The organism is Segniliparus sp. (genome assembly GCF_051660745.1).
Taxonomy (GTDB): Bacteria; Actinomycetota; Actinomycetes; order Mycobacteriales; family Mycobacteriaceae; genus Segniliparus.
Genome location: NZ_JBOFQF010000028.1, coordinates 310472 through 332180 on the forward strand (window position 1 = coordinate 310472; position 21709 = coordinate 332180).

The 21709-nt window shown below is 68.9% G+C and carries 19 protein-coding genes; 8 read left to right on the plus strand and 11 right to left on the minus strand.

Going from position 1 to position 21709, the window contains the following annotated elements; genetic code table 11:
- Nucleotides 1–72: 72 nt before the first annotated feature.
- The 5 genes from ACRC20_RS08960 to ACRC20_RS08980 form a co-directional block, all read right to left on the minus strand.
- Nucleotides 73–1371 (minus strand): phthiocerol/phthiodiolone dimycocerosyl transferase family protein, encoded by a 1299-nt coding sequence (locus ACRC20_RS08960; protein ID WP_438686014.1) that lies wholly within the window; start codon nucleotides 1369–1371, stop codon nucleotides 73–75.
- Nucleotides 1372–1460: 89 nt separating this feature from the next.
- The gene (locus tag ACRC20_RS08965; protein WP_438686015.1) at nucleotides 1461–2780 is read right to left on the minus strand and encodes a phthiocerol/phthiodiolone dimycocerosyl transferase family protein; all 1320 of its coding nucleotides are present in this window, start codon (nucleotides 2778–2780) and stop codon (nucleotides 1461–1463) included.
- 92 nt (nucleotides 2781–2872) lie between these two features.
- On the minus strand, nucleotides 2873–4948 hold the full coding sequence (locus tag ACRC20_RS08970) for an ATP-dependent DNA helicase (RefSeq protein ID WP_438686016.1): 2076 nt from the start codon (nucleotides 4946–4948) through the stop codon (nucleotides 2873–2875).
- Nucleotides 4949–5246: 298 nt separating this feature from the next.
- Nucleotides 5247–5813 carry an isochorismatase family protein gene (locus ACRC20_RS08975; RefSeq protein WP_438686017.1) on the minus strand — a complete coding sequence of 189 codons (567 nt, stop codon included), beginning with the start codon at nucleotides 5811–5813 and terminating at the stop codon, nucleotides 5247–5249.
- 25 nt (nucleotides 5814–5838) lie between these two features.
- A complete protein-coding gene (locus tag ACRC20_RS08980; RefSeq protein ID WP_438686018.1) occupies nucleotides 5839–7365 on the minus strand; it encodes a multicopper oxidase family protein in 1527 nt (508 codons plus the stop codon).
- Between the two features lie 123 nt (nucleotides 7366–7488).
- On the opposite strand from ACRC20_RS08980, the gene recO reads away from it, so the two are divergent.
- The 4 genes from recO to ACRC20_RS09000 all read left to right on the plus strand — a co-directional run bounded on the left by recO (nucleotide 7489) and on the right by ACRC20_RS09000 (nucleotide 10230).
- Nucleotides 7489–8232, plus strand: coding sequence for a DNA repair protein RecO (gene recO / locus ACRC20_RS08985; protein ID WP_438686019.1), 744 nt, complete (start codon nucleotides 7489–7491; stop codon nucleotides 8230–8232).
- A complete protein-coding gene (locus ACRC20_RS08990; protein ID WP_438686020.1) occupies nucleotides 8169–8984 on the plus strand; it encodes an isoprenyl transferase in 816 nt (271 codons plus the stop codon). Before recO ends, ACRC20_RS08990 begins: the two co-directional genes overlap by 64 nt.
- A gap of 46 nt (nucleotides 8985–9030) precedes the next feature.
- Nucleotides 9031–9963, plus strand: coding sequence for an LLM class flavin-dependent oxidoreductase (locus tag ACRC20_RS08995; RefSeq protein WP_438686021.1), 933 nt, complete (start codon nucleotides 9031–9033; stop codon nucleotides 9961–9963).
- A 66-nt stretch (nucleotides 9964–10029) separates the two neighbouring features.
- Entirely contained in the window at nucleotides 10030–10230 is a 201-nt protein-coding gene (locus ACRC20_RS09000) for a hypothetical protein (RefSeq protein WP_438686022.1), read from the plus strand.
- A gap of 15 nt (nucleotides 10231–10245) precedes the next feature.
- Here the strand turns inward: ACRC20_RS09000 and ACRC20_RS09005 are convergent, their stop codons facing one another.
- The 5 genes from ACRC20_RS09005 to ACRC20_RS09025 form a co-directional block, all read right to left on the minus strand.
- Nucleotides 10246–11988, minus strand: a complete 1743-nt coding sequence (locus ACRC20_RS09005; protein WP_438686023.1) for a phytoene desaturase family protein — start codon at nucleotides 11986–11988, stop codon at nucleotides 10246–10248.
- Between the two features lie 181 nt (nucleotides 11989–12169).
- Nucleotides 12170–13810 carry an ABC-F family ATP-binding cassette domain-containing protein gene (locus ACRC20_RS09010; protein ID WP_438686024.1) on the minus strand — a complete coding sequence of 547 codons (1641 nt, stop codon included), beginning with the start codon at nucleotides 13808–13810 and terminating at the stop codon, nucleotides 12170–12172.
- 43 nt (nucleotides 13811–13853) lie between these two features.
- Nucleotides 13854–15236, minus strand: coding sequence for an NAD(P)/FAD-dependent oxidoreductase (locus ACRC20_RS09015; protein ID WP_438686025.1), 1383 nt, complete (start codon nucleotides 15234–15236; stop codon nucleotides 13854–13856).
- Nucleotides 15237–15256: 20 nt separating this feature from the next.
- The gene (locus ACRC20_RS09020) at nucleotides 15257–15664 is read right to left on the minus strand and encodes a Fur family transcriptional regulator (RefSeq protein ID WP_438686026.1); all 408 of its coding nucleotides are present in this window, start codon (nucleotides 15662–15664) and stop codon (nucleotides 15257–15259) included.
- Nucleotides 15661–16083: an ArsR/SmtB family transcription factor gene (locus ACRC20_RS09025; RefSeq protein WP_438686027.1), complete on the minus strand. Its 423-nt coding sequence runs from the start codon at nucleotides 16081–16083 to the stop codon at nucleotides 15661–15663. Before ACRC20_RS09025 ends, ACRC20_RS09020 begins: the two co-directional genes overlap by 4 nt.
- 135 nt (nucleotides 16084–16218) lie before the next feature.
- Between ACRC20_RS09025 and ACRC20_RS09030 the strand changes: the two genes are divergently transcribed.
- From ACRC20_RS09030 to dnaG, 4 genes are all read left to right on the plus strand, one after another.
- Complete coding sequence (locus ACRC20_RS09030; protein WP_438686028.1) at nucleotides 16219–17646, plus strand: glycine--tRNA ligase; 1428 nt, start codon at nucleotides 16219–16221, stop codon at nucleotides 17644–17646.
- A 171-nt stretch (nucleotides 17647–17817) separates the two neighbouring features.
- Nucleotides 17818–18282, plus strand: a complete 465-nt coding sequence (locus ACRC20_RS09035; RefSeq protein WP_438686029.1) for a cold-shock protein — start codon at nucleotides 17818–17820, stop codon at nucleotides 18280–18282.
- A 6-nt stretch (nucleotides 18283–18288) separates the two neighbouring features.
- Nucleotides 18289–19599 (plus strand): deoxyguanosinetriphosphate triphosphohydrolase, encoded by a 1311-nt coding sequence (locus ACRC20_RS09040; protein WP_438686030.1) that lies wholly within the window; start codon nucleotides 18289–18291, stop codon nucleotides 19597–19599.
- Entirely contained in the window at nucleotides 19596–21467 is a 1872-nt protein-coding gene (dnaG, locus tag ACRC20_RS09045; protein ID WP_438686031.1) for a DNA primase, read from the plus strand. Before ACRC20_RS09040 ends, dnaG begins: the two co-directional genes overlap by 4 nt.
- Here dnaG and ACRC20_RS09050 read toward each other — a convergent pair.
- Nucleotides 21464–21667 (minus strand): hypothetical protein, encoded by a 204-nt coding sequence (locus tag ACRC20_RS09050; protein WP_438686032.1) that lies wholly within the window; start codon nucleotides 21665–21667, stop codon nucleotides 21464–21466. The two genes, dnaG and ACRC20_RS09050, sit on opposite strands and share 4 nt — an antisense overlap.
- Between the last annotated feature and the right edge of the window lie 42 nt (nucleotides 21668–21709).

The following is a 21709-nucleotide window of genomic DNA, read 5'->3' on the forward strand; positions in this document are numbered from 1 at the left end:
CACGATTACCGCTTATCGGACCGGCTGCCTGCGGTTTTCCGCAGTGCGAGCCCATTGTGCGCGCAATTATGATCAATGCTCTTCGCGCGCCGCGATCTCCAACAGCAGCCCTTCGAACTCGGCGATATGGGCGCGGGCCGTCTCAGCGGCGAACGGCAGCCCGAGGTCCACGCTGAGCCGCCCGTCGTAGGTGTAGATGAGATAGAGCGAGCTGAACCGGTTGTACCTGCCTGCGGCCGCGGTGGCCAAGTACTCCGCGATGGCTCCGCCGTCGAACTCCACCCACCCTCGGAAATCGTGGACCTGCAGGCTCGGGGGAGTCCGGACCGGCTCCATCACGCCCATATTCGACGTGGTGATCCGAGGAATCGTCTGCTGGTCGGTGACAAGGATTTCCGCGAACCGCAAGACCCCCTGGCACACCGCGCCGGAGGACAGGTCCTCGCGGAGCTGGGCGCGCAGCAGCGCGCCGAGGGCGACGGGATCGCTGTCGGGGAGGGCGCTGACCACCCCCGGCGAGCTGCCGAGCGCGTTGGTGACGTCCCATGTCTCGGCGGCAGGCCCCAACCAGGACCGAATGTCCACGGGCGAATCGATGTAGAGGTCGACGGCCAGATCGTCGGGCAGCTGCATCCTGCGCCGCTCGACGACGGCGCAGGCCCCCGCCACCAGGGCGTGCACCGTGGAGCCCAGTGCCTGCGCGCGGGCGTGGAGCAGAGCGGTCTGCTCCTGCGAGAGTTTGATGCGGCCCCGCGTGAACGTCGCGCCCTCGGGGTCTGGAAGGTCGGTGGGGATCGCCGCGCGGAGCCGCTCCGGGGCGCCCGCCGCCTTCTCCACGCCGTGTTCGACGAGCAGGTCTTCCGGGGGCCTCGGCACGGGGTGGGGCTCGACCGTCGGAGCACGGCCCTCGACGAGGTCGGTGTAATGCGACCAGAGCAGGGCGTGCCAATGCGCTCCGAGCTTGCCGTCCCCGATCGAATGGTGCACCACGAAAGAGACCGACGTGCGGCTCCCGTTCCGCGCGACGTCGAGGAACGCGAGCTCCTTGCTGTGGTCCGCGCGGACCGGGCCCTGGCCGCCCTCGCGCACGACGACTTCGGAGCCGCCGGGGACCACGAGGTCGAGATCCGGCAAGCCCATCGTCCGCCCCGACCGGCCAGGGACGAAACGTCCGGTCAGGACGGGATGTTCGAGACGCAAAAGCCGAAGGGCCTCGCGCAGCGCCTCGACGTCGACGGGGCCCTCGACCTCGACCGTGTACCAGATGGTCATCGCGGAGAGCGCGAACCAAGACTCCAGCGGGGACAACGGGCGGCGGAACTCCGCGCCAAGGCTTGTTTCCGGCATGGCGGCTTTCACTCCTGCGCTCACACGCCCTCCTCTCTCCAACGAGACTCCTCGTTGAGCCTCGATCTTGAAGTCTAGGCGCGGCAGGCGGTGTTTGCGAAGATTTTTTCGCCTTACGGCAAGTCGCGCGCGGCCATGTCGAGCAGCAGGTTTGTGATCCGCTCGGCGTGCAGGCGGGCGTCCTGCGGGGTCTTCGCGGCGCTGATGTCGATGGCGAGCCTGCCCAGGTACGTGCTGATGATGTGCATCGAGCCCAACGGCGGGGGCGTGCCCTCCTGGCCGGTCGCCTTGAGCAGCGCCATCAGCGGCGCCCAGTCCATTTCCACCCAGCCGAACAGCTCGGCGACCCTGGCTCCGCGCGGCGCGCGGATCTCGGGCACCACGCCGAGGTTGGTGGCGATGGTCTGCGGGATCTTCGGCTGCTCTTTGATGAAGGAGTCCGCGATGTGCAAGAAGCTCTGCTGGAGGATTCCGGACTCGAGGTCTTCCTGCATTTGCGCGATCACCTCGGCGCCGAGCGCGGCCGGGTCGGAGTCGGGGCGCGCGGCGACGACGGCTTCGGCGAAGCCGAGAACGTTCGTGCCGCCCCAGATCTCGACTGGCGGGTCGAGACGTTCGCGCAGGTCGACCGGGGAGTTCAACCCGACGGAAGCCTCGCGGTCCGGCTGCAGGTCCATGCCCTGGCGGATCGCGACGGCGATAGCGCCCGCGACCAGTCCGTGCACGGTTTGGCCGGTTTTCTTCGCGTAGGCGCGCAGCCGTGCGGTGTCCTCCGCCGAGAGCTGCGCCCGCTCCCGGACGATATCGGCTTCCGGCGGCTGCGGGAGCTCGACCGGCGCGGCCCGCTCGGCGCGGGTCGGGCCGAGCTCTTCTCGTCCGATCCCGCGCTCGGCGAGGATCTCCTCGGGGGATTTCGGGACAGGATGCGGCAGCGCTGTCGGCGCTGCGCCTTCGACCAGGTCGGTGTAGTACGACCAGAGCAGCGAATTCCAGTACGCGCCGAGCCGCCCGTCGGCGATCGCATGGTGCACGGCGAGGGAGACGAATGCCTGGCCGTCGCCGGGGACGACGTCCACCAACGCAAGCTCGGAGCCCTGCCGGATGGGGTGGGTGGCGAGCGCCGTGCCGGGACTGTGGACCACCAGCGCCGCCGGGGCCTGCTCTGCGGGCAGCACGAGCTCGAACCCCGGCATCCCCGGCAGCATCTCGGCGGCTGCGGGCAGGATTTGCGCGGCGAGCACGGGGTGGGCTTGACGCACAAGGCCCCAGGCGTCGCGCAGCTTGTCCAGGTCGAGATCGCCCTCGACACGGAACGTGAACCACATCGTGGACGAGTTCAACGCGCTGATCGCCTCGAAGATCGTCAGAGCCCTGGAGAACGCGGACGGTCCTGTCGTCTCGTGCTGCGGGGCTTCGGCGAAGGTGTCGGTCATACGGGTCCTTTCGGTTTCGTCGGCGTGCGGCAATAAACGGATAGTTCGTTCCGTTTCATCAACTTGTCTGCACGGCGAAAGATTCCCCCAGGTCAGGGGTTCTTCTTATCGGCTTGCTCACGCAGCCTGCCCAGGGCGGCTTTGGTCACAGCGAGGTCGGTGGTCTCCCAGAACGGCGGAAGGCTGGCTTTGAGGTACCCGGCGTACCGCGCCGTCGCCAGCCGGGAGTCGAGCACAGCGACCACGCCCCGGTCCGACACCGACCGCAACAGCCGCCCGAAGCCCTGGGCGAGCAGCACGGCGGCATGGCTCGCCGACACAGAGATGAAGCCGTTGCGGCCCTTCGCCTGCGCCGCATGCGTGCGCGCGATGGTCATCGGGTCGTCGGGGCGGGGGAAGGGGATCCGGTCGATCACCACGAGCGAGAGGGACGGCCCTGGCACGTCCACGCCCTGCCAGAGCGAGAGCGTGCCGAACAACGACGTCGCGGGGTCGCCCGCGAAGGTTTCGATCAACGCGCCGGTGGCGTCCTCGCCTTGGCAGAGCACCGGGGTGTCGAGCGCCTCGCGCATCGCTTCGGCCGCGACTTGGGCGGCTCGGAGCGAGGAGAAGAGGCCGAGGGTGCGGCCCCCTGCGGCTTCGATGAGCTCGCGCAGCACGTCCTGCTGCTCCGGGCTCGCGCCGTCTCGGCCAGGCGGGGCGAGGTGCTTCGCGATGTAGCAGATGCCGGACTCTTTATGCGCGAACGGGCTTCCGACGTCCAGCGAGGACCACGGGATCGCGGTCTCGCCCGCGAGCCCCCAATCTCCCGCGAGGTCGTCGAACTGCCCGCCAGGGGTCAACGTCGCGGAGGTGAGCACCACAGTCTTCTCGCCGAAAAGGCGTTCGCGCAAGAGCCCCCCGACGCTCACCGGGGCGACATGGAGCAGGCTCGGCGGTTCTTTCTCGCGCCAGTCTTTGCTCGGCGGGGACGTGGTCCAGACCGCCTCGGGCCGTGCGGAGAGGTCTTCTTGCGCGAAGACTTTCAGGGATCGGTCGCAGACCGCGACGATGTCCTCAAGGCTCGTGAGCGCGGAGAGGCGGGAGGCCGTCTCCACCGCGTTCTCCGCTTTCGGGAGGGCGCTGATGCTGGTGAGCGCGGCCGCAGTGCTGTCGCGGAGCGCGGCCACGGCCTCCTGCGCCCCGTCCGGCGCCTGTCGCCAAAACCCCTCCGGGGCTTCGGCGACGAGCCTGCCCAACACGTCGCCCGCCGTTTCAAGCCGGGCGCGCTGCTCGTCGGTGAGGAGCTTTCCGCAGCGGCGCGTCGCGATCCCGACCGGCCCCGGGCCGGTGGACCCTGTCGCGACCGACGTCACGTTGTCCACGAGCTCGTGCGCCTCGTCCACGACGACGACGGTGTGCTCGGGCAGGAGCGAGTTCTGGCCCGCGAGATCGATGGCGAGCATCGCGTGGTTCGTGACGATCACGTCGACTTTCGCCGAGACGGCCTTCGCTTTCTCGGCCCAGCAGTCGGTCCCTCTCGGGCAGCGGCTCATGCCGAGGCACTCGCCCTGTGTGACCGAGAACTGCCGCCAGGCCCGGTCGCTCACGCCGGGACGCAGCTCCTCGCGGTCGCCCGTCGTGGTCGCGTCGGACCATTCGGTGATCCGGGCGACCTCGGTCCCGAGATTGGATTGGGCGGCCCTTTTTTTCGAGGAGTGCTCTGTTCCCGAGGGCCGTCCCGTGTCGAAGAGCCCGCCGCTCGGGACGGGCGGCTCTTCGGGCTCCTCGATCAGCGGCGCGGTGAGCTTGTGGAGGCAGAGGTAATTGCCTCGGCCTTTGAGCAGCGCGAACGTCGGCGCTCTGCCAAGAGACTCGGCCAACGCCGCGCCGAGCGCGGGCAGGTCGCGGTCCACGAGCTGGCGTTGCAGGGCGATCGTGGCGGTGGAGACGACGACCGGCTCGCCCTTCCGCACGGCGTGCGCGATGGCGGGCACGAGGTAGGCGAGCGATTTCCCGGTGCCGGGCCCGGCTTGGACCGCGAGGACTTTCTTGTTGCTGAGCGCCTCCGCGACGGCGCTCGCCATCACGGCCTGGGGCTCGCGTTTCGCCCCGCCGAGATGCCCCACCGCGATGTCGAGGAGCTTGTTCACCGGTTCCGCCTTGGCCACCGAACAAGTGTACGGCATAGGGGGAGGGTTTTGTCGGTGCCCACGCCTACGCTCGTCAAGCGCTCGTCGCCTGACGAGCCAATAAATAGCTCAGCCGCCCCGAAAGGCGGCTGAGCTGAGTGAAGGGAGAACAAGATGATCAACGTTCTGGAAGGACTCCTCATCTTGGCGGCGACTTCGCTCGTTCTCGTGTTCACGATGGTGATTATCCGCGTGATCACGAAGAGCGGGGAGTAGCCGTTCAACCTGGGGGTCGGTGCGGCAACACTGGCCTCCAGGCCCTTCCTCCGCCATGGTACACCCGTTCGCGCGGTGGTCAAGCGAACACGACGCCTGCGGGCTCCAGCCGCTGTTTCGCAGCCGCGCCGCCGTCCGGTCGGACGGCGGCGCAGTGCGCGAGGAGCACGCGAGCCGTGAAACCGGCCTCGGCCGCGTCGCGGGCGGTGGCGGCCACACAGAAATCGGTGGCGATCCCGACCACGTCGACCGAGTCGACGCTCCGCTCGCGCAGCCAGTCGCCGAGCTTCGCGCCGGAGGGGCCGACGCCCTCGAAGCCCGAGTAGGCCGCGCTGTGGTGGCCCTTGTCGAAGACCGCGTCGAACCGCACGTCGGCGAGTTCGGGGCGCAGCTGCGCCCCGAGGCTCTCCGCCCGGCAGTGCGGCGGCCAGGAGTCGACATAATCCGGCTCGTCGGAGAAATGCGGCCCTGGGTCGATATGCCAATCCCTGGTGGCGACGACGAAGCCGTATCCGGCGCGGGCGGGGGAGCCGGAACGCAGCAGTTCGGCGAGTCCCGAGGCGACGGCGGCGCCGCCGGACACGGCCAACGCCCCGCCCTCGCAGAAATCGTTCTGCACGTCGACGACGACAAGCGCTCGGGCCATGGCCTGATCCTACGCCGGGCGCGGCTCAGACCTCGTAGTCGAGCCGGGTCATCATGCCTGCTTCTTGGTGGTAGGTGTTGTGGCAGTGCAGCATCCAGTCGCCGGGGTTGTCCGCGACGAGGCGGGCGGAGAGCTTCTGGCCGGGCAGGACGACGACGGTGTCTTTGCGAGGCCCTGGGGAGCCGTCCTGCCGGATGACCTGGAAGGTGTGCCCGTGCAGGTGCATGGGGTGCCACATCGTCGTCTGGTTGTCGAAGACCAGCGTCGCGTGCTGGCCCTGGCGGACCTTGAGCGACCGCATGTCCGGATAGCGCGCGCCGTTGATCGCCCAGTCGTACTTCATCATCGAGCCGCTGAGATCGACCGAGAGCGTCGTGTCGGGCTTGGCCGCGGGCAGCTGCACGGCTTCGGCAGCGGTGAACTGCTCCACCGTGCCGATCTGCCTGTCGAGCTCCGGCGGGCGGAAATCCGCAGCAGGGGCCGATCCTGCCCCCGTGGTGAGGACCGCCCGCGCGAGGGCGGGATTGCCTTGTGCTTGCTTGCCTTCCGCCGCTGCGACGAGCGGGAACACGCCGTCTTGGGCGGTGACGACCACGTCGTAGCGCTCGCCCATGCCGAGGAGCAGCGCGTCCACCTCGACCGGGCGCACCGGGAAGCCGTCGGTGTGCGTGACGGTCATCCGGTGGCCCGCGAGCGCGACGCGGAAAGCGGTGTCCGACCCCGCGTTGACCAGCCGGATGCGCACCCGCTGGCCGGACTTGGCCGAGAACGTGCTCGGCGCGGCGGGGATGCGCCCGTTGACGAGGTAGTAGGGGTAGGCGACATCGCCCGCGTCGCCGCCGAGGAGGTCGCTGCGCATCCCGCCCATGCCCGGCATGTCCATGTGGGACATGTCCATCCCCGGCATATCGGGCATGGCCATCATGCGCAAGTCCTCCCAGACCTGCTTCGGGCTCTTGCCGACGCCGTCGGTCCAATCGTCGAGGACGACGATCCACTCCGCGTCGTACGCGCCCGGCTCGGCCGGATCGTCGATGACCACCGGGAAGTACAGGCCGTAGTCGGCGTCGACCCCGGTGTGCGGATGCGCCCAATACGTGCCGGGGTTCGGCGCCGAGAACCGATAGGTGAAGGTCTGGCCGGGGGCGATATCGGCGGTCGCGGACGCCGCGCCGTCCATGTCGTTGCGCAGGGCGAGCCCGTGCCAATGGATCGAGGTGGCATGGTCGAGCCGGTTGGCCAGGGTCACGGTGATCTCGTCGCCCGCATTCGCGCGGAGCAGGGGGCCGGGCAGCCCGCCGCTGTAGGCGAGGGTGTCCACGGCGAGGCCGCCGAGGTCGACCTGCGCGGGGCCCGCGACAAGGTTCGCGGCGACGACCCGGCCGGTGTGCGGACGGGTGCGCTCGGCCTTGGCAATGGCTTCGGCGAGGCCCGAAGCCGGGGCGGGCTTGCCGCAGGCGGCCGTGCTCGCGACGGCGAGCGCGGCGAGGCCCCCCGAGACAGTCGAGACGAAGTCGCGTCGGGTCATCGGTTTTCGCGAGGGGCTGAGCATGGGGACACGATAGCATATATACCCCTGAGGGGTATGTGTGGCATATGTGGCGGCTGCGGGAGAAATGGCCCGGCGCGGCGGCGCTTCCCAAGATTTGTCGGTCTGGAGTGTGAGAATCGCCCGGTGAAGTCGTACCGGGACGTCGGCGTGGTGCTGCGCAACCATCAACTCGGCGAGGCCGACCGGATCGTCACCCTGCTCACGCGGGAGAACGGGCTGGTCCGCGCTGTGGCGAAAGGCGTCCGTCGCACCCGGTCGAAATTCGGGGCCCGCCTCGAGCCGTTCAGCTGCGTCGACGTGCAGCTGTACCAAGGCCGCAGCCTCGATGTCATCACGCAGGCCGTGACCCTCGACGCGAACAGCGAAGACATCACGGCGGACTACGGGAAGTACACCACCGGCTGCGCCATCCTGGAGACGGCGACCCTGCTCGCGGGCCCGCAAGGCGCCCCCGCGCAGGACTTGCACACGCTCACCCGGGGCGCGCTGGCCGCGCTGCGCAAAGGGGAGAAGCCCCGCGACCTGATCCTTGCCGCCTTCTTCCTCCGCGCGATGGGCCACGCGGGATGGATGCCCGCCCTGCTGGACTGCGCCCGATGCGGGGCCGAAGGGCCGCACCGGGCTTTTCATCCCCGCGCGGGCGGAGCCGTGTGCCCCTTGTGCCGTCCCCCCGGTTCGAGCACGCCGGGCCTCGGGGTGCTCGACCTCATGGCCGCGCTCGCCGAAGGCCGCTGGGACGACGCGGTCACGGCCTCGTCGTCCGCGCGGGCGCAGGCGGGCGGTTTGACCGCCGCGCACTTGCAATGCCATATGGAGCACCAACTGCGGACCCTTTCCCTCGTGGAGGGCTTGGCGGAGGCCTCATGAGCCGCGCGCCAGACCCGCATCCGTCCGGCGCCCGCGCCCCGCAGCTGCCGTCCGGAGCCGTGCCCAAGCACGTCGCGCTCATCATGGACGGCAACGGCCGTTGGGCGCAGCAACGCGGCCTGCCCCGAACGGAGGGGCACAAGCGGGGCGAGGCGGTGCTCATGGACCTCGTGCACGGCTCGCTTGAGGTCGGAGTCCAGTGGCTCTCCGCGTACGCGTTCTCCACGGAGAACTGGTCGCGCAGCCCGAGCGAGGTCAAGTTCCTCATGGGGTTCAACCGGGACGTGATCCGCCGCCGCCGCGACGAGATGCACGAGCTCGGGGTGCGCATCCGGTGGGCGGGCAGGCGGCCGAGGCTCTGGCGCAGCGTCGTCTCCGAGCTCGAGTCCGCCATGGAGCTGACCAAGCGCAACACGAAGATGAACCTCGTGATGTGCGTGAACTACGGCGCGCGGGCCGAGCTCGCCGACGCCGCCGCCCAGGTCGGGGCGCTCGCGAAAGCGGGGAAGCTCAATCCGGACCGGCTCACCGAAGAGGGGCTGCGGAAGTTCCTCTACGTGCCGGACATGCCGGACGTGGACCTCATGCTGCGCCCGTCCGGGGAGATGCGGGTGTCGAACTTCTTGCTGTGGCAGTCCGCGTACGCGGAGCTCGTGGTGCAGGACAAGCTGTTCCCCGACATCGACCGCCGCGACCTTTGGGCGGCGTGCGAGGAGTACGCGCGGCGCAACCGCCGCTTCGGCAAGGCGTAATTTCTGAGCCACCTGCCGGAATGCAGGCGCAGTGTACGGTGACGGCATGGCGTTGAAAGTGGGATTGTTGCTGCCAAGCCGTGAGACGGCCATGACCGGCACGCATGACGCGCCAGGAGTCGTCAGGTTCGCGGCCGAGGCGGAGCAGGCGGGTTTCGACTCGGTCTGGGTCGGCGATTCGCTCCTGGCCCGCACCCGTGCGGAGCCGTTGTCCGTCCTCGCGTCGGTGGCTGCTGTGACGGAGCGGGTCGAGATGGGCACGGCGGCGCTCATCGCGCCATTGCGCGCGCCGCTGCTCGGCGCCGCGCAAGCCGCCACTGTCGACCAATTGTCCAGCGGCCGGCTTGTGCTCGGCGTAGCCTTCGGCTCTCCTGTGCCAGAAAGCCGGAAGGAGTTCGAAGCCGTGTCGGTTCCGTTCGCCGGGCGGGGGAAGCGGCTCGACGAGACCGTGGATCTTTGGCGGGCGGCATGGGGCGGCAGGCAGAGCTTCAGCGGAGATTTGTTCTCGATCGAGGACCTTGGCGGCGCTCTGCCGCCCGCCCGCAGGGGCGGGCCTCCTGTATGGCTTGCGGGCGGGGACTCCCAGACGGTGGTCGAACGGGTCGCGGGACGCTACGACGGCTGGCTGCCGTACCTGCCGGACTCTGGGGCGTATGCCCGAGCATGGGAGCGGATATCGGAGCGGGCGAGCCGGGAGATCACGCCTGCGCTCTACGCCACGGTGAACATCAACGACGACAAGCAGGCTGCCGCCGAGCAGCTCGACGGCTATATGCGGGCGTACTACCGGCAGCCGCTCGACGCGATGTCCGCCATTCAGGCCGTCTGCGGCGGCTCGGCGCAGGAATGCCTGGACTGGCTTGCGCGGTATGTGGAGGCGGGCGCGCGGCATTTGATCTTGCGGATCGGCTCGCTCGATCCGCACGTCGAAGTCCTCGCCGAGCGTCTGCTGCCTGCGCTCCGTTCGCTCGCGGTGTGAAACCCACTGGTTCTGCAGGGCGCTTCGCCGCAATTGGAATGGCTGGCGCCCAGGAAGGGAGACATCTTGGAGGAATACACCGTCAAGCATTTCTCGCAGTCCAATCCGGCGGGGCCCGGCCAGGAGAGCGTCCCGGATCTGTTGCGCAGAGTCGCCGCGACGCTCGACGGCATGGGAACAATCGAGGTGCAGGATCTGATCTTGCACAACGAGATCTGCCCCGAAGGAGCGAGCTGGCCTTCGATCACGGTCTACTACACGAGCTGAGCCTGGCGGCGAGGCTCAGTCGACCAGGGCGTCGAGCGCGGCCCTTCGGGTTTCGCTTCGGCCATGTTGGACCGCGACGCGCTGCGAGAGCTCCAGCGGGTCCCACCCGTCCTCCAGCGGCGTGAGAACGCGAGGGTCGACGAGCCGGGCTCCGGACGAGGCCTCTTTTTGCAGGTCTCTGCCGACGATGGCGCTGGCGGCCCAGCGCCCGCTGACGAGGGCGGCCTCCGTCCCCGGCCCCCACGAGGTGCTCGAGCCGCACAGAAACAGGCCTTTGACTGGCGTGCGGACCCCTGGCCGGAGCGGTCCGGCCTGTTTCCGGTTGAATTCGATCCCGTATGCGGACCCTTCCGTCGTCCTCGTGTACCGCTCCTGGGTGACCGGTGTGGACAACTCCTTGTACACGACAGAGTCGGCGAAGTTCGGGATCGCCGAGTCCGCCCTCTCGATCAGGATGTCGAGGATCTCGTCCTTGAGCTGGCGATAGTCGCTGGAGCGGCGGTATCCGGCGCCTCGGAAGTCCTCTTCGGCGATGCCCCAGCTCGCGTAGTCCATCGGGAGCGGCAGCATGATCTCCACCGCGGAGTGCCCAGCGGGGGCGTACCGGGTCCCGGCGCGGTCTTTCACGTTCGAGGAGTGGATGTACACGGGCGCTTCCCGCCTGAGCAGGTCCAGCCACTCCGCGCGCGGTTTGCCCTTCGGGTCAAATCTTCGTTCGAGTTCGTCAAACCCGATAACGGTGGGGTACACGAAGATGTCTTGGGCCGTCATAGTGTCGGCGAGGTTTGTGTTGAGTCCGATGTAGGCGTTGAAGAAGGGGGTGGCCATCTTGTACTTCGCGATCCGTCGCGCGTATCGGCGCGAGATGTGCTCCTCGCCGACCATCTGGAGCATGGTCTTCTTGATATCGGCGCCGGAGACCACCACCGGGGCGGAATAGTGTGTGCCGTCGCGGAGCCTGACCCCGGCGGCCCGCCCGGACTCGATGACGATCTTGTCGACGAAGGCGTTCACCCGGATCTCGCCCCCGTAGCTGCGCACGACGTCCGCGAGATGGGCCGACAGGGTCTGGCCGCCGCCTTTCGGATACCAGCTCCCGCCGTGGATGAACATGCGCTGGAAGATGGCGTAGATCCCGAACGGGAGCCGTGACGGCGGGCAGTCGATGCTGCCGAACGGCGAAGAGAGGACGATTTGCAGATTCTTGGAGAACCCGAAATGATCGAACACCGCCTGCGAGCTTGAGGCGAGCCATCGCGCGGCCGATCCGGTTTTGAGCACGCCGAGCGTCGAGCGCAGGAGCGAGGACGGTCCGCGGTCGCGGTCGAAGGAGCCTGCCTTGCGCAGGAGCGGGACGAATTTCTTGATCGCCGCCGTTTCGTCGGGGAAAGTCTCGATCAATCGGTTTTCGTACTCCTGCCAGCCTCGGGGCGGGGCGAAGGACACATCGGGAAGCTGGTACGTCTCGAACGCCTTGGGGTCCAGTTCGAGGAATTCGACCCTGCCATCTGCCCCGAGGCTCTGGAACAGCGCAGGCAAGATCCCGCCGGGGCCGCAGTCGCCCATGTGGTGCACGCCGACGTCCCACCCCCATTTGCGCTCACGGCGGAACACGTGAGAGCTACCGCCGATCACCTGGTATTGCTCAAGGACGAGGACCGATTTCCCGCAGGCCGCGAGATGCGCCGCAGCGGATATCCCGCTCAAGCCCGAGCCGATCACGATGGCGTCCCAGTCCCGAGATCGCGTTTCTGGCATTGCTGCTCCTTTTCGGACTGCCGCAGGCAGGCTCGCGAGCCCGTTGCTCGCGTTGGCACGCCTGGGACGTGGGCCACATTTGGATATCTTGTATATCATACCTCATAGAGAAATGCCCGTGTCGGGGATCACGATTTCGGCTGGGGCGAGGCGTGGTGCGACGGTTGTGCTCTCCCGGCGGCTAGACCAGTCGGTCGACGACCTTCCCGCCAGCCACCTCGACGCGCCGGTTCACCCGTACAGCGTCGAGCATGCGCCGGTCGTGGGTGACCAGAAGGAGCGTGCCCGTGTAGGAGTCGAGCGCCGACTCGAGCTGCTCGATGGCCGGGAGGTCCAGATGGTTGGTCGGCTCGTCCAAGACGAGGAGGTTCACCCCCCGCGCCTGCATGAGCGCGAGCTCGGCGCGGGTCCGCTCGCCGGGGGAGAGGGTCGCGGCAGGGCGGAGCACGTGCGCGGCGGAAAGCCCGAACTTCGCCAACAGAGTGCGCAGGTCCGCTGTTGGCAGATCGGGCAGGATCGCGCCGACGACCTCGATGAGCGGCTCGGGGGAGCTGAGCGCCTCGCGGGGCTGGTCGATCTCGCCGACGACAGTGCCGGAGCCGAGATGGGCCTCGCCCTCGTCCACCGGCGTGCGGCCGAGCAGGGCGGCGAGCAAGGTGGACTTGCCCGAGCCGTTCGCCCCGGTGATCGCAATACGGTCGGCCCAGTCGACTTGCAGGTCGACCGGGCCGAGCGTGAACTCGCCCCGGCGCACGACCGCGCCGCGCAACGAGGCGACGACGTTGCCGGAGCGGGGCGCGACAGCGATGGAATAGCGCAGCTCCCATTCCTTGCGCGGCTCCTCGACCACTTCGAGCCGCTCGATGGCGCGCATGCTCTGGCTGACCTTCGAGGCTTGTTTCTCCGTGGAGTCCGCCCGGAAATTCTTCACGAACTTGTCGTTGTCGGTCGCTTTGCGGCGGGCGTTGCGGACCCCGTGCTCCATCCAGTTGCGCTGGGTCCGGGCGCGCTCCTCCAAACCCGCCTTCGTGTCCGCGTACTCCTCGTACTGCTCCCGCGCATGCCTGCGGACTGTTTCGCGCTCCCGCAAATACGCCTCGTAGCCGCCGCTGTACTCCTTGGTCGTGCGCTGGGCGAGGTCCAGTTCGAGCACTCGGGTGACCGTGCGGGCCAAGAACTCGCGGTCGTGGCTGACCAGCACCACGCCCGCTCGCAGATCCGAGACGAAGGCCTCGAGCCGTTCGATCCCGTCCAAGTCGAGGTCGTTGGTCGGCTCGTCGAGCAGATAGACGTCGTAACGGCTGAGCATGAGCGCGGCGAGCCCGGTCCTTGCGGCCTGGCCGCCGGAGAGCGCGCTCGTGGGGAGGTCGAGCAACGATTGGAAGCCCAGCTCTGCGGCGACGGTTTCCAGGCGCGCGTCGGCGTCGGCGCCGCCGAGGCGGAGCCAGCGGTCGAGGCAGTCGGCGTAGTGGTCGCCGCTCTCCGGGTCTTCGGCGAGCTGCTCGGCGGCCGCGTCGAGCGCCTCTTGGGCGGGCCCGACCCCGGCGCGCTGGAGCAGGAACTCGCGGACGGTCAGGGCCTCGTCCCGCTCATGGGTTTGCGTGAGGTAGCCGATCAGCGCGGAGCTCGGGTGGGCGGCCACGGTTCCAGCCTGCGGGCGCGCCCGGCCCGCCAAGATTTCCAGCAGGGTCGATTTCCCCGCGCCGTTGACCCCGACGAGGCCGACGACGTCGCCAGGCGCGACGACGAGGTCGAGATCAGAGAACAGCTCGCGCGCCCCGAACGCGGCTTTGAGGCCTTTGGCCACCAGCGTTGTGTCCATGGCGGCCACAGTACACACATCGCGGGCTCTCGAATAACGAATTTCAGGCGGTCGGCGGGGCGGCGGCCTTCTCAAGCTCGGCGAGCTTGTGCCGCAAGTTCTTCAGCTCGGTGCGCGCCACGCCCTGTTGGACGGTGACGACCAGCTGCCCGCGCCGCTCCGAGAAGAAGGTGACGGCCCATTCCCACAGGGTGGCCACGCGGTTGCGGTACCCGACGAGGTAGACGAGGTGCAGCCCCAGCCAGGCCAGCCAGGCGAGGAGCCCGCCGAACTCGACCTTCCCGACCTTGACGACCGCGTAGAAGCGGCTCACCGCCGCCATCGAGCCCTTGTCCCAGTAGCGGAACGGCTTGCGGCTCGCGGGGTCGGCGCCTGCGAGCCCGGCCTTGATGGCTTTCGCCGCGTAGGCCCCGCCTTGGATCGCCCCTTGGGCCACGCCGCAGACTCCGGGCACCGCCATCATGTCGCCGACGACGAAGACGTCGGGGTGGCCGGGGAGCGAGAGGTCCGGGCCCACTTCGACTCTGCCGGAGTGGTCGAGCTTGACGCCGCTCTGCTCGGCGAGCTGGCCGCCGAGCGGGCTCGCCGCGACCCCTGCGGACCACACCTTGCAGAAGCTGGGGAGGACCTCGTCCGTGCCGTCCTTCGCGTGGACAGTCACGCTGTCCGCGTCCACATGCACAACCCGCCTGTTGAGCAGGAGCTGGACGCCGAGCTCTTCGAGGCGGCGCGCGGCCTTCTCGCCGAGGCTCTGCCCGAACGCCTGCAAGAGCGAGGCCGAGCCGTCGACGAGGACGACCCGCGCGACAGCGGGGTCCACCCTCCGGTACGCGCCTTTGAGCGTGCCTCGGACCATCTCCGCGATCTGCCCGGCCAGCTCGACGCCGGTGGGGCCGCCGCCGACGACGACAAAGGTCAGCAGCTTCTCGATCTCTTGCGGATCCTCCGACAGCTCCGCCTGTTCGAACGCGCCGAGGATCCGCGCCCGGATCTCCAGCGCGTCGTCGATGGTCTTCATGCCCGGCGCGAACTCGGCGAACTGGTCGTTCCCGAAATACGACTGCTCCGCGCCCGCCGCGACGACCAGGCTGTCGAACCCGGTGGTCGTTGTCCTGCCGAGGAAGTGCGAGCGCACCTTCTGGGCGGCCAGATCGATCTCGACGACCTCGCCGACGAGCACGGTGGCGTTGCGCTGCTCGGCAAGGACGACCCGGGTCGTCGGGGCGATCTCGCCCTCGGCGATGATCCCGGTCGCGACCTGGTACAGCATCGGCTGGAACAAGTGGTGCGTGGTCTTGCTGATCAAGGTCACATCGACATCGGCGTGCCGCAAGTGCTTGGCGGCGGCCAGGCCGCCGAAGCCAGAACCGATGATCACGACACGGCGGCGAGGCGAGGCGTGGTCCCTCTGTGTGTTCACGCCCATGATCCTAGTGGCAGCAGGCCTTAGCGGCAGTCCGAGCAGTCGCCGAAAACCTCGACCACATGGCTCACGTTCGAGAACCCGTGCTGGGCGGCGATCTGGGCCGCCCACGCCTCGACTCCTTCCCCGGAGACCTCCACGGTCCGCCCGCAGCCACGGCAGACGAGATGGTGGTGGTGCCCGGTGGAGCATTTGCGGTACAAGGTCTCGCCGTGCGCGGTGAGGACCACGTCGACGGCTTCCTCAGAGGCGAGCGTGGCGAGCGTCCGGTACACCGTCGTGAGGCTCACCTGGGCGCCCCGGTCCACCAGCTGCGAGTGCAGATTCTGGGCGGAGCGGAACTCTCCGACCTCGTTCAAGAGCGCGGTGACGGCCGCGCGCTGGGAGGTGGACCGGCCTTGGCGGCGGGCGGGCGCTTCGGCTGCGGTCACAGCCCGCCTTCTTCGGCGTGGCTGACCGCGGCGACGACGATCTCGGCGAGGTGGTGGTCCGCCAGCCGGTACATCGCCTCGCGGCCGGACCGCTCCACGGCGACGATCCGCTGCTCGCGCAGCACGCGCAGGTGCTGGCTCACCAGCGGCTGCGGCAGGCCGAGCGCGTCGACCAGCTCGTGGACGCAATGCGGGGCGGAGCGCAGGCGGAGCACGATGGCGATGCGGACCGGGGCGGCGAGGGCGCGAAGGATGTCGCCAGCCGTGGCGAGCGTGGTTTTGTCCGGCAGCGGGCTCGCGCCGGGCGGCACGCGGCGGCTGGTGTGCGGCTCGCTGTCGTCATGGGGCTCCGTGTCGACCGGATCGGCGGCGCCTCCGAGGAGGGCGGATCCGGCCAGCGGCTGATCATCCACTCGCATAGCCTGGTCTCTCCTCCTGAGTCGTTGCCTGAGCCGCTCCGCTGCTGTTGGGCGGCGCCTTCAGCTTAGCCGGTTCCGCGACGTGTGGCAGAATCCTTCGAGCGGCGGGGTGCGCCATAGCGGGGCACGTTAAGAATGCAAGGAGATAGGACGAGAGTGGCTTCTTCCCAGAAGGGCAGCGTTGTCGACGCGGTCGCGAACCTCGCCAAACGACGTGGTCTGGTCTACCCGTGCGGCGAGATCTACGGCGGCACGAAGTCGGCCTGGGACTACGGCCCGCTCGGAGTCGAGCTCAAAGAGAACATCAAGCGCCAGTGGTGGCAGTCCGTGGTCACCTCGCGCGAGGACGTGGTGGGGCTGGACTCCTCGATCATCCTGCCGAGGCAGGTGTGGGTGGCCTCCGGCCACGTCGAGGTGTTCAACGACCCGCTGGTGGAGTGCCTCAACTGCCACAAGCGGCACCGCCAGGACCACATGCAGGAGGCGTACGCGGCGAAGAAAGGGCTCGACGACCCGGACTCGGTCCAGATGACGGAGATCGTGTGCCCGGACTGCGGCACCAAGGGGAAGTGGACCGAGCCGCGCGACTTCAACATGATGCTCAAGACCCACCTCGGGCCGATCGAGACCGAGGAGGGCCTGCACTACCTGCGCCCGGAGACCGCGCAAGGCATCTTCGTGAACTTCGCGAACGTCGTCACCACCGCCCGGCGCAAGCCGCCGTTCGGCATCGCGCAGATCGGCAAGAGCTTCCGCAACGAGATCACCCCCGGCAACTTCATCTTCCGCACCCGCGAGTTCGAGCAGATGGAGATGGAGTTCTTCGTCGAGCCCCAGACCGCGGCCGAATGGCACCAGCATTGGATCGACACCCGCCTGCAGTGGTACGTCGACCTCGGCGTCGACCGGGACAACCTGCGGCTGTACGAGCACCCGAAAGAGAAGCTCTCGCACTACTCGGACCGCACGGTGGACATCGAGTACCGGTTCCGGTTCCAGGGCTCGGAGTGGGGCGAGCTCGAAGGGGTGGCGAACCGCACCGACTTCGACCTCACCACGCACGGCAAGCACTCCGGCGTCGACCTCTCCTACTACGACCAGGCCGAGAACCGCCGGTACACGCCGTACGTCATCGAGCCTGCGGCAGGCCTCACCCGCTCGCTCATGGCCTTCCTCGTCGACGCGTACTCGGAGGACGAGGCCCCGAACACGAAGGGCGGGGTGGACACGCGGACGGTGCTGCGCCTCGATCCGCGCCTCGCGCCGGTGAAGGCCGCCGTGCTGCCGCTGCAAAAGGACGGCGAGCTCGTGGCGAAGGCCAAAGACCTCGCCGCCCGGCTGCGCAAGCGGTGGAACATCGACTACGACGAGACCCAGGCCATCGGGCGGCGCTATCGGCGGCAGGACGAGATCGGCACGCCGTTCTGCATCACCGTGGACTTCGAGACGCTTGAAGACCAGGCTGTCACGATCCGCGAGCGGGACACGATGTCGCAGCAGCGCGTGGCGCTCGACCAGGTCGGCAGGTTCCTCCTGGAACGGCTGGACCCGTCGGGGCTGTAGCCCGGACCCGTTTGCGGACTCCTCCTCGTTCCGCGAGAACAGGGGGGTGTTGCCCTTGTGGCGGGTGGTGTGCGGGCTCGTCGCGTGCCGCATAGAATCGTGTCTGCGCCTCTTGCTGGGCGCGGTGAGAGGTTGGAGCCCCGACCCTGGGGCAGGAGAGCGGTGGTCATCATGTCCAGCGGCAAATTGGTGCATTTCGACGCGGTGCGCGGATTTGGGTTCGTGGCGCCGGACGCGGGCGGCGAAGACGTGTTCATCCACGTCAACGACTTCGAAGAGGCGATCGTCGACGAGCGGATGCTGCGTCCGGGCGCGGTGCTGGAGTTCGAGGTCGAACGCGGCGGAAGGGGCTTGAAGGCGGTCAATGTCCGTCTGGTGCACCAGGGCGACGGCGAGCTGCCCGTGGCTGCTGCGGCGGACGAAGCCGAGGAGGAGCCGCATCCCGCCGCTGCGCCTGCGCCACGACCCGTCCGGGCGGCGGCAGGCGTGACGACGCTCGGAGCCGAAGAGTTCGCTTTAGAGATCACCGAGATCCTGTTAGACGCCTCCAGCAGTCTCACAGCGCGCCAAGTGCTCACTATCCGTCGGCGATTCGCGGAGTTCGCGCAGGCAAGGGGCTGGGTTCGCGATGCGTGATATCAAGTGAGCCTGCATAACGCGGCCCACGGGCGCGCATACGAGTACGACGAGACCGCCTTCGAGAGGCTCGCGCCGGAGCCTGTGAAGCAGGCCGACCAATGGCGCGGCGTGCATGACGCCCGCTCCGACTTCTCGCGCGACAGGGCCAGGGTGCTGCACTCCGCCGCGTTGCGCAGGCTCGCGGACAAGACGCAGGTGGTCGGCCCGAAAGAGGGGCACACGCCAAGGACGCGCCTCACCCACTCGTTGGAGGTCGGGCAGATCGGCAGGGCTGTCGCGATGGGCCTCGGCGCGGACCCCGACCTCGTGGACCTCGCGGGCCTCGCCCACGACATCGGCCATCCGCCGTACGGGCACAACGGCGAGCAGGCGCTCGACGAGTTCGCCGAGCGGTGCGGCGGTTTCGAGGGGAACGCGCAGAGCTTCCGCGTCTTGACGCTGCTCGAGCCGAAGCGGCTCGACGGCGAGGGCCGCAGCGTCGGGCTGAACCTGACCCGCGCGGCGCTCGACGCGGTCTTGAAGTACCCGTGGCTCGCGGCGGGCCACGGCGAGAAGAAGCTCCGCAAGTACGGGGCCTTCCACGAGGACGCTGCCGCGTTCCACTGGGTCCGCGACGGCGCGGGCCTGTCCGCCCGCCAGGGCGACGGGCGGCCGGAGCGCTGTGTCGAGGCGCAGATCATGGACTGGTCCGACGATGTGGCGTACTCGGTGCACGATATGGAGGACGCCGTGCTCGCAGGCCGGTTCGACCTTCGCGAGCTTGCCGACCCGAACCAGTGGTCGAGGGACGACGCGTTCGCGCCAGGCTTTGACGAGTCGGAGCTCGCGGAGGCCGGGGCGCGGCTCTGGGGCCTCGACGCGGTGCGGGCGTGCGTCGGATACGACGGCTCGCTCGCCGCGTCGGTGGCGCTCAAGCAGCTCACCACCGAGCTGGTGTCGCGGTTCGCGTCCGAGGCGGTCGCGGGGACGAAGGCGGCGTACGGGGACGGGCCGTTCGGCAGGTTCGCGGGCGGCCTCGCCGTGGCCCGGGAGGTCCGGGCCGAGGTCGCGGTGCTGAAAGTGGCGGCCCTCCGGTTCGTCATGCAGGACTCGGACCGCCTGCGCGAGCGCGCCGGGCAGCGCGAGCGGGTGCGCCGCGTGGCGGAACTGGTCGCGAGTCGGGCCCCGGACTCGTTGGACCCGATGTTCGCCTGTTTGTGGCACGAGGCCTCGGACGACGCGGCGAAGGAGCGGGTGGTCGTCGACCAGTTGGCGACGATGACCGAAACTCAGCTGGAGCGTCTGGACCCCGACGGAGGTACAATCCGCTTGTGATCGCTCCTTCGGATATTGAGACAATCCGAGAGCGCGCCCAAATCGCCGAAGTCGTCGGCGACTACGTGTCGTTGCGTCCGGCGGGCCACGACCGGCTCAAGGGCCTCTGCCCGTTCCACGAGGAGCGCACCCCCTCCTTCCAGGTGACCCCGAGCAAGGGGTTCTACCACTGTTTCGGCTGCGGGGAGAGCGGGGACGTCTACCGTTTCCTGCAGAACATGGAGCACGTCGGGTTCGTGGAGGCGGTCGAGATGCTCGCCGACCGGATCAAATACCAGCTGACCAGGGTCGACGACAGCGCCGACCGGGTCCAGGACCGGGGGACCAAGCGGCGGCTGCTCAGCGCCAACCAGACGGCGGCCGATTTCTACGCGGGCAGGCTGATGGGCGAGGACGCCGCGCCCGCCCGGGACTTCCTCAAAGGCAGGGGCTTCGACCGGGAGCTCTCCGAGCGGTTCGGCTGCGGCTTCGCCCCGCGCGGATGGGACCACCTCGTCCGGCATCTGCGGACGAGAGGCTTCGCGGAGTCGGAGATGGAAGAGGCCGGGCTCGTGAGCAAGGGGCAGCGCGGCGTCGTCGATCGGTTCCGGGGCAGGCTGCTGTGGCCGATCCGCAACGCCTCGCGGGAGGTCATCGGGTTCGGCGCCAGGCGCATCTTCGACGACGACAACGGCCCGAAGTACCTCAACACGCCCGAGACGAAGCTGTACAAGAAATCGCAGGTCCTTTTCGGCCTCGACCAGGCGAAGCGGGACATCGCGAACAAACACCAGGTCGTGGTGGTGGAGGGCTACACGGATGTGATGGCGATGCACGCGGCGGGCGTGCCCACCGCTGTCGCCTCCTGCGGCACGGCCTTCGGCGCGGAGCACATCGGGGTGATCCGGCGGCTGCTCTTGGACGACGAGAAGTCGCACGGCGAGGTGATCTACACCTTCGACGGGGACAACGCGGGGAAAGCGGCCGCGCTGAAAGCATGGGACGGCGACCAGAGCCTGGTGGCGCAGACGTTCGTGTCCCTCATGCCCGAGGGGCTCGACCCCTGCGACACCAGGCTGCAGCGCGGGGAGGAGGCGTTGCGGGAGCTGGTCGCCCAGCGTGTGCCGCTCCTGGAGTTCGCGACGCGCGCCACGCTTGCCGAGTTCGACCTCGCGACTGCGGAGGGAAGGGTCGGCGCGCTGCGCCGGACGGTGCCGATGGTGGCCAAGATCAAAGATGTCGCGTTGCGCGACGAGTACGCCCGCCAGCTCGCGGGCTGGGTTGGCTGGGAAGACACGGGCCAAGTGCTGAGCCGGGTCCGCGAGGAGGCGGGCGAGAAGCCCGCGCGCCGCGAGCAGCGCGCCGCCGAGCCCCATATCTCGCGCAGCCCGGGCCGCTCCCCGTCGGCGCGGGACTGGTCGCAGCGCGAGTCGCTCAAAGCCTTGCTGCAGCACCCGAAGCTCGCGTCGGAGCAGTTCGCCGGGGTCTCCCCGACGGTGTTCGCGCGGGAGGACTACCGGGCCGTCCGCGACGGCGCGGTGCGGGCGATGGAGGCCGCGCCTGGGCTGGACGGGCACGGCTGGGTGCAGGCGGTGTGGGAGCAGACGGGCGAGGAGCAGCTCCGGTCGTTGGTCGTGGAGCTCGCGGTGGAGCCGATCGCCACCTCGGAGGGGCAGATGGCGAAGTACGTCGGCGCGGTGCTCGCCCGGTTGGAGCTTTTCGACGTCGAAGACCAGATCGCGGAGCTGAAGTCCGAGCTCAGCAGGAACGAGCGCTCAGGGGACGAGGCGCGTTTCAGCGAGGTGTTCGGCGAACTCGTGGCGTTGGAGTCGTACCGGCGCGCGCTGCAGAAGCTGGTGAACGGGGAGGACGGCCTGTCCGGCGGCTAGCGGGCCGAGCCGCCCTGGCCGGGAGCCGGGCCGCCGCCAAGCGCGTCGCCCGCCTGCTTGCGGGCCGCCGCGATGGCCTCGGCGACCAGCGGGTTGGACTGGACGGTCTTGGTGAAGTTCAGCAGTTGCTCGTAGCGCTCCCGACCGGCGCGGGCGCCGAAGACGTAGCCGATGCCAGCTGCGATCAAAAGACGGATCATGGCGCCGAGCCTACACGAGGGCGCCTCGGATAGGGCAGACTC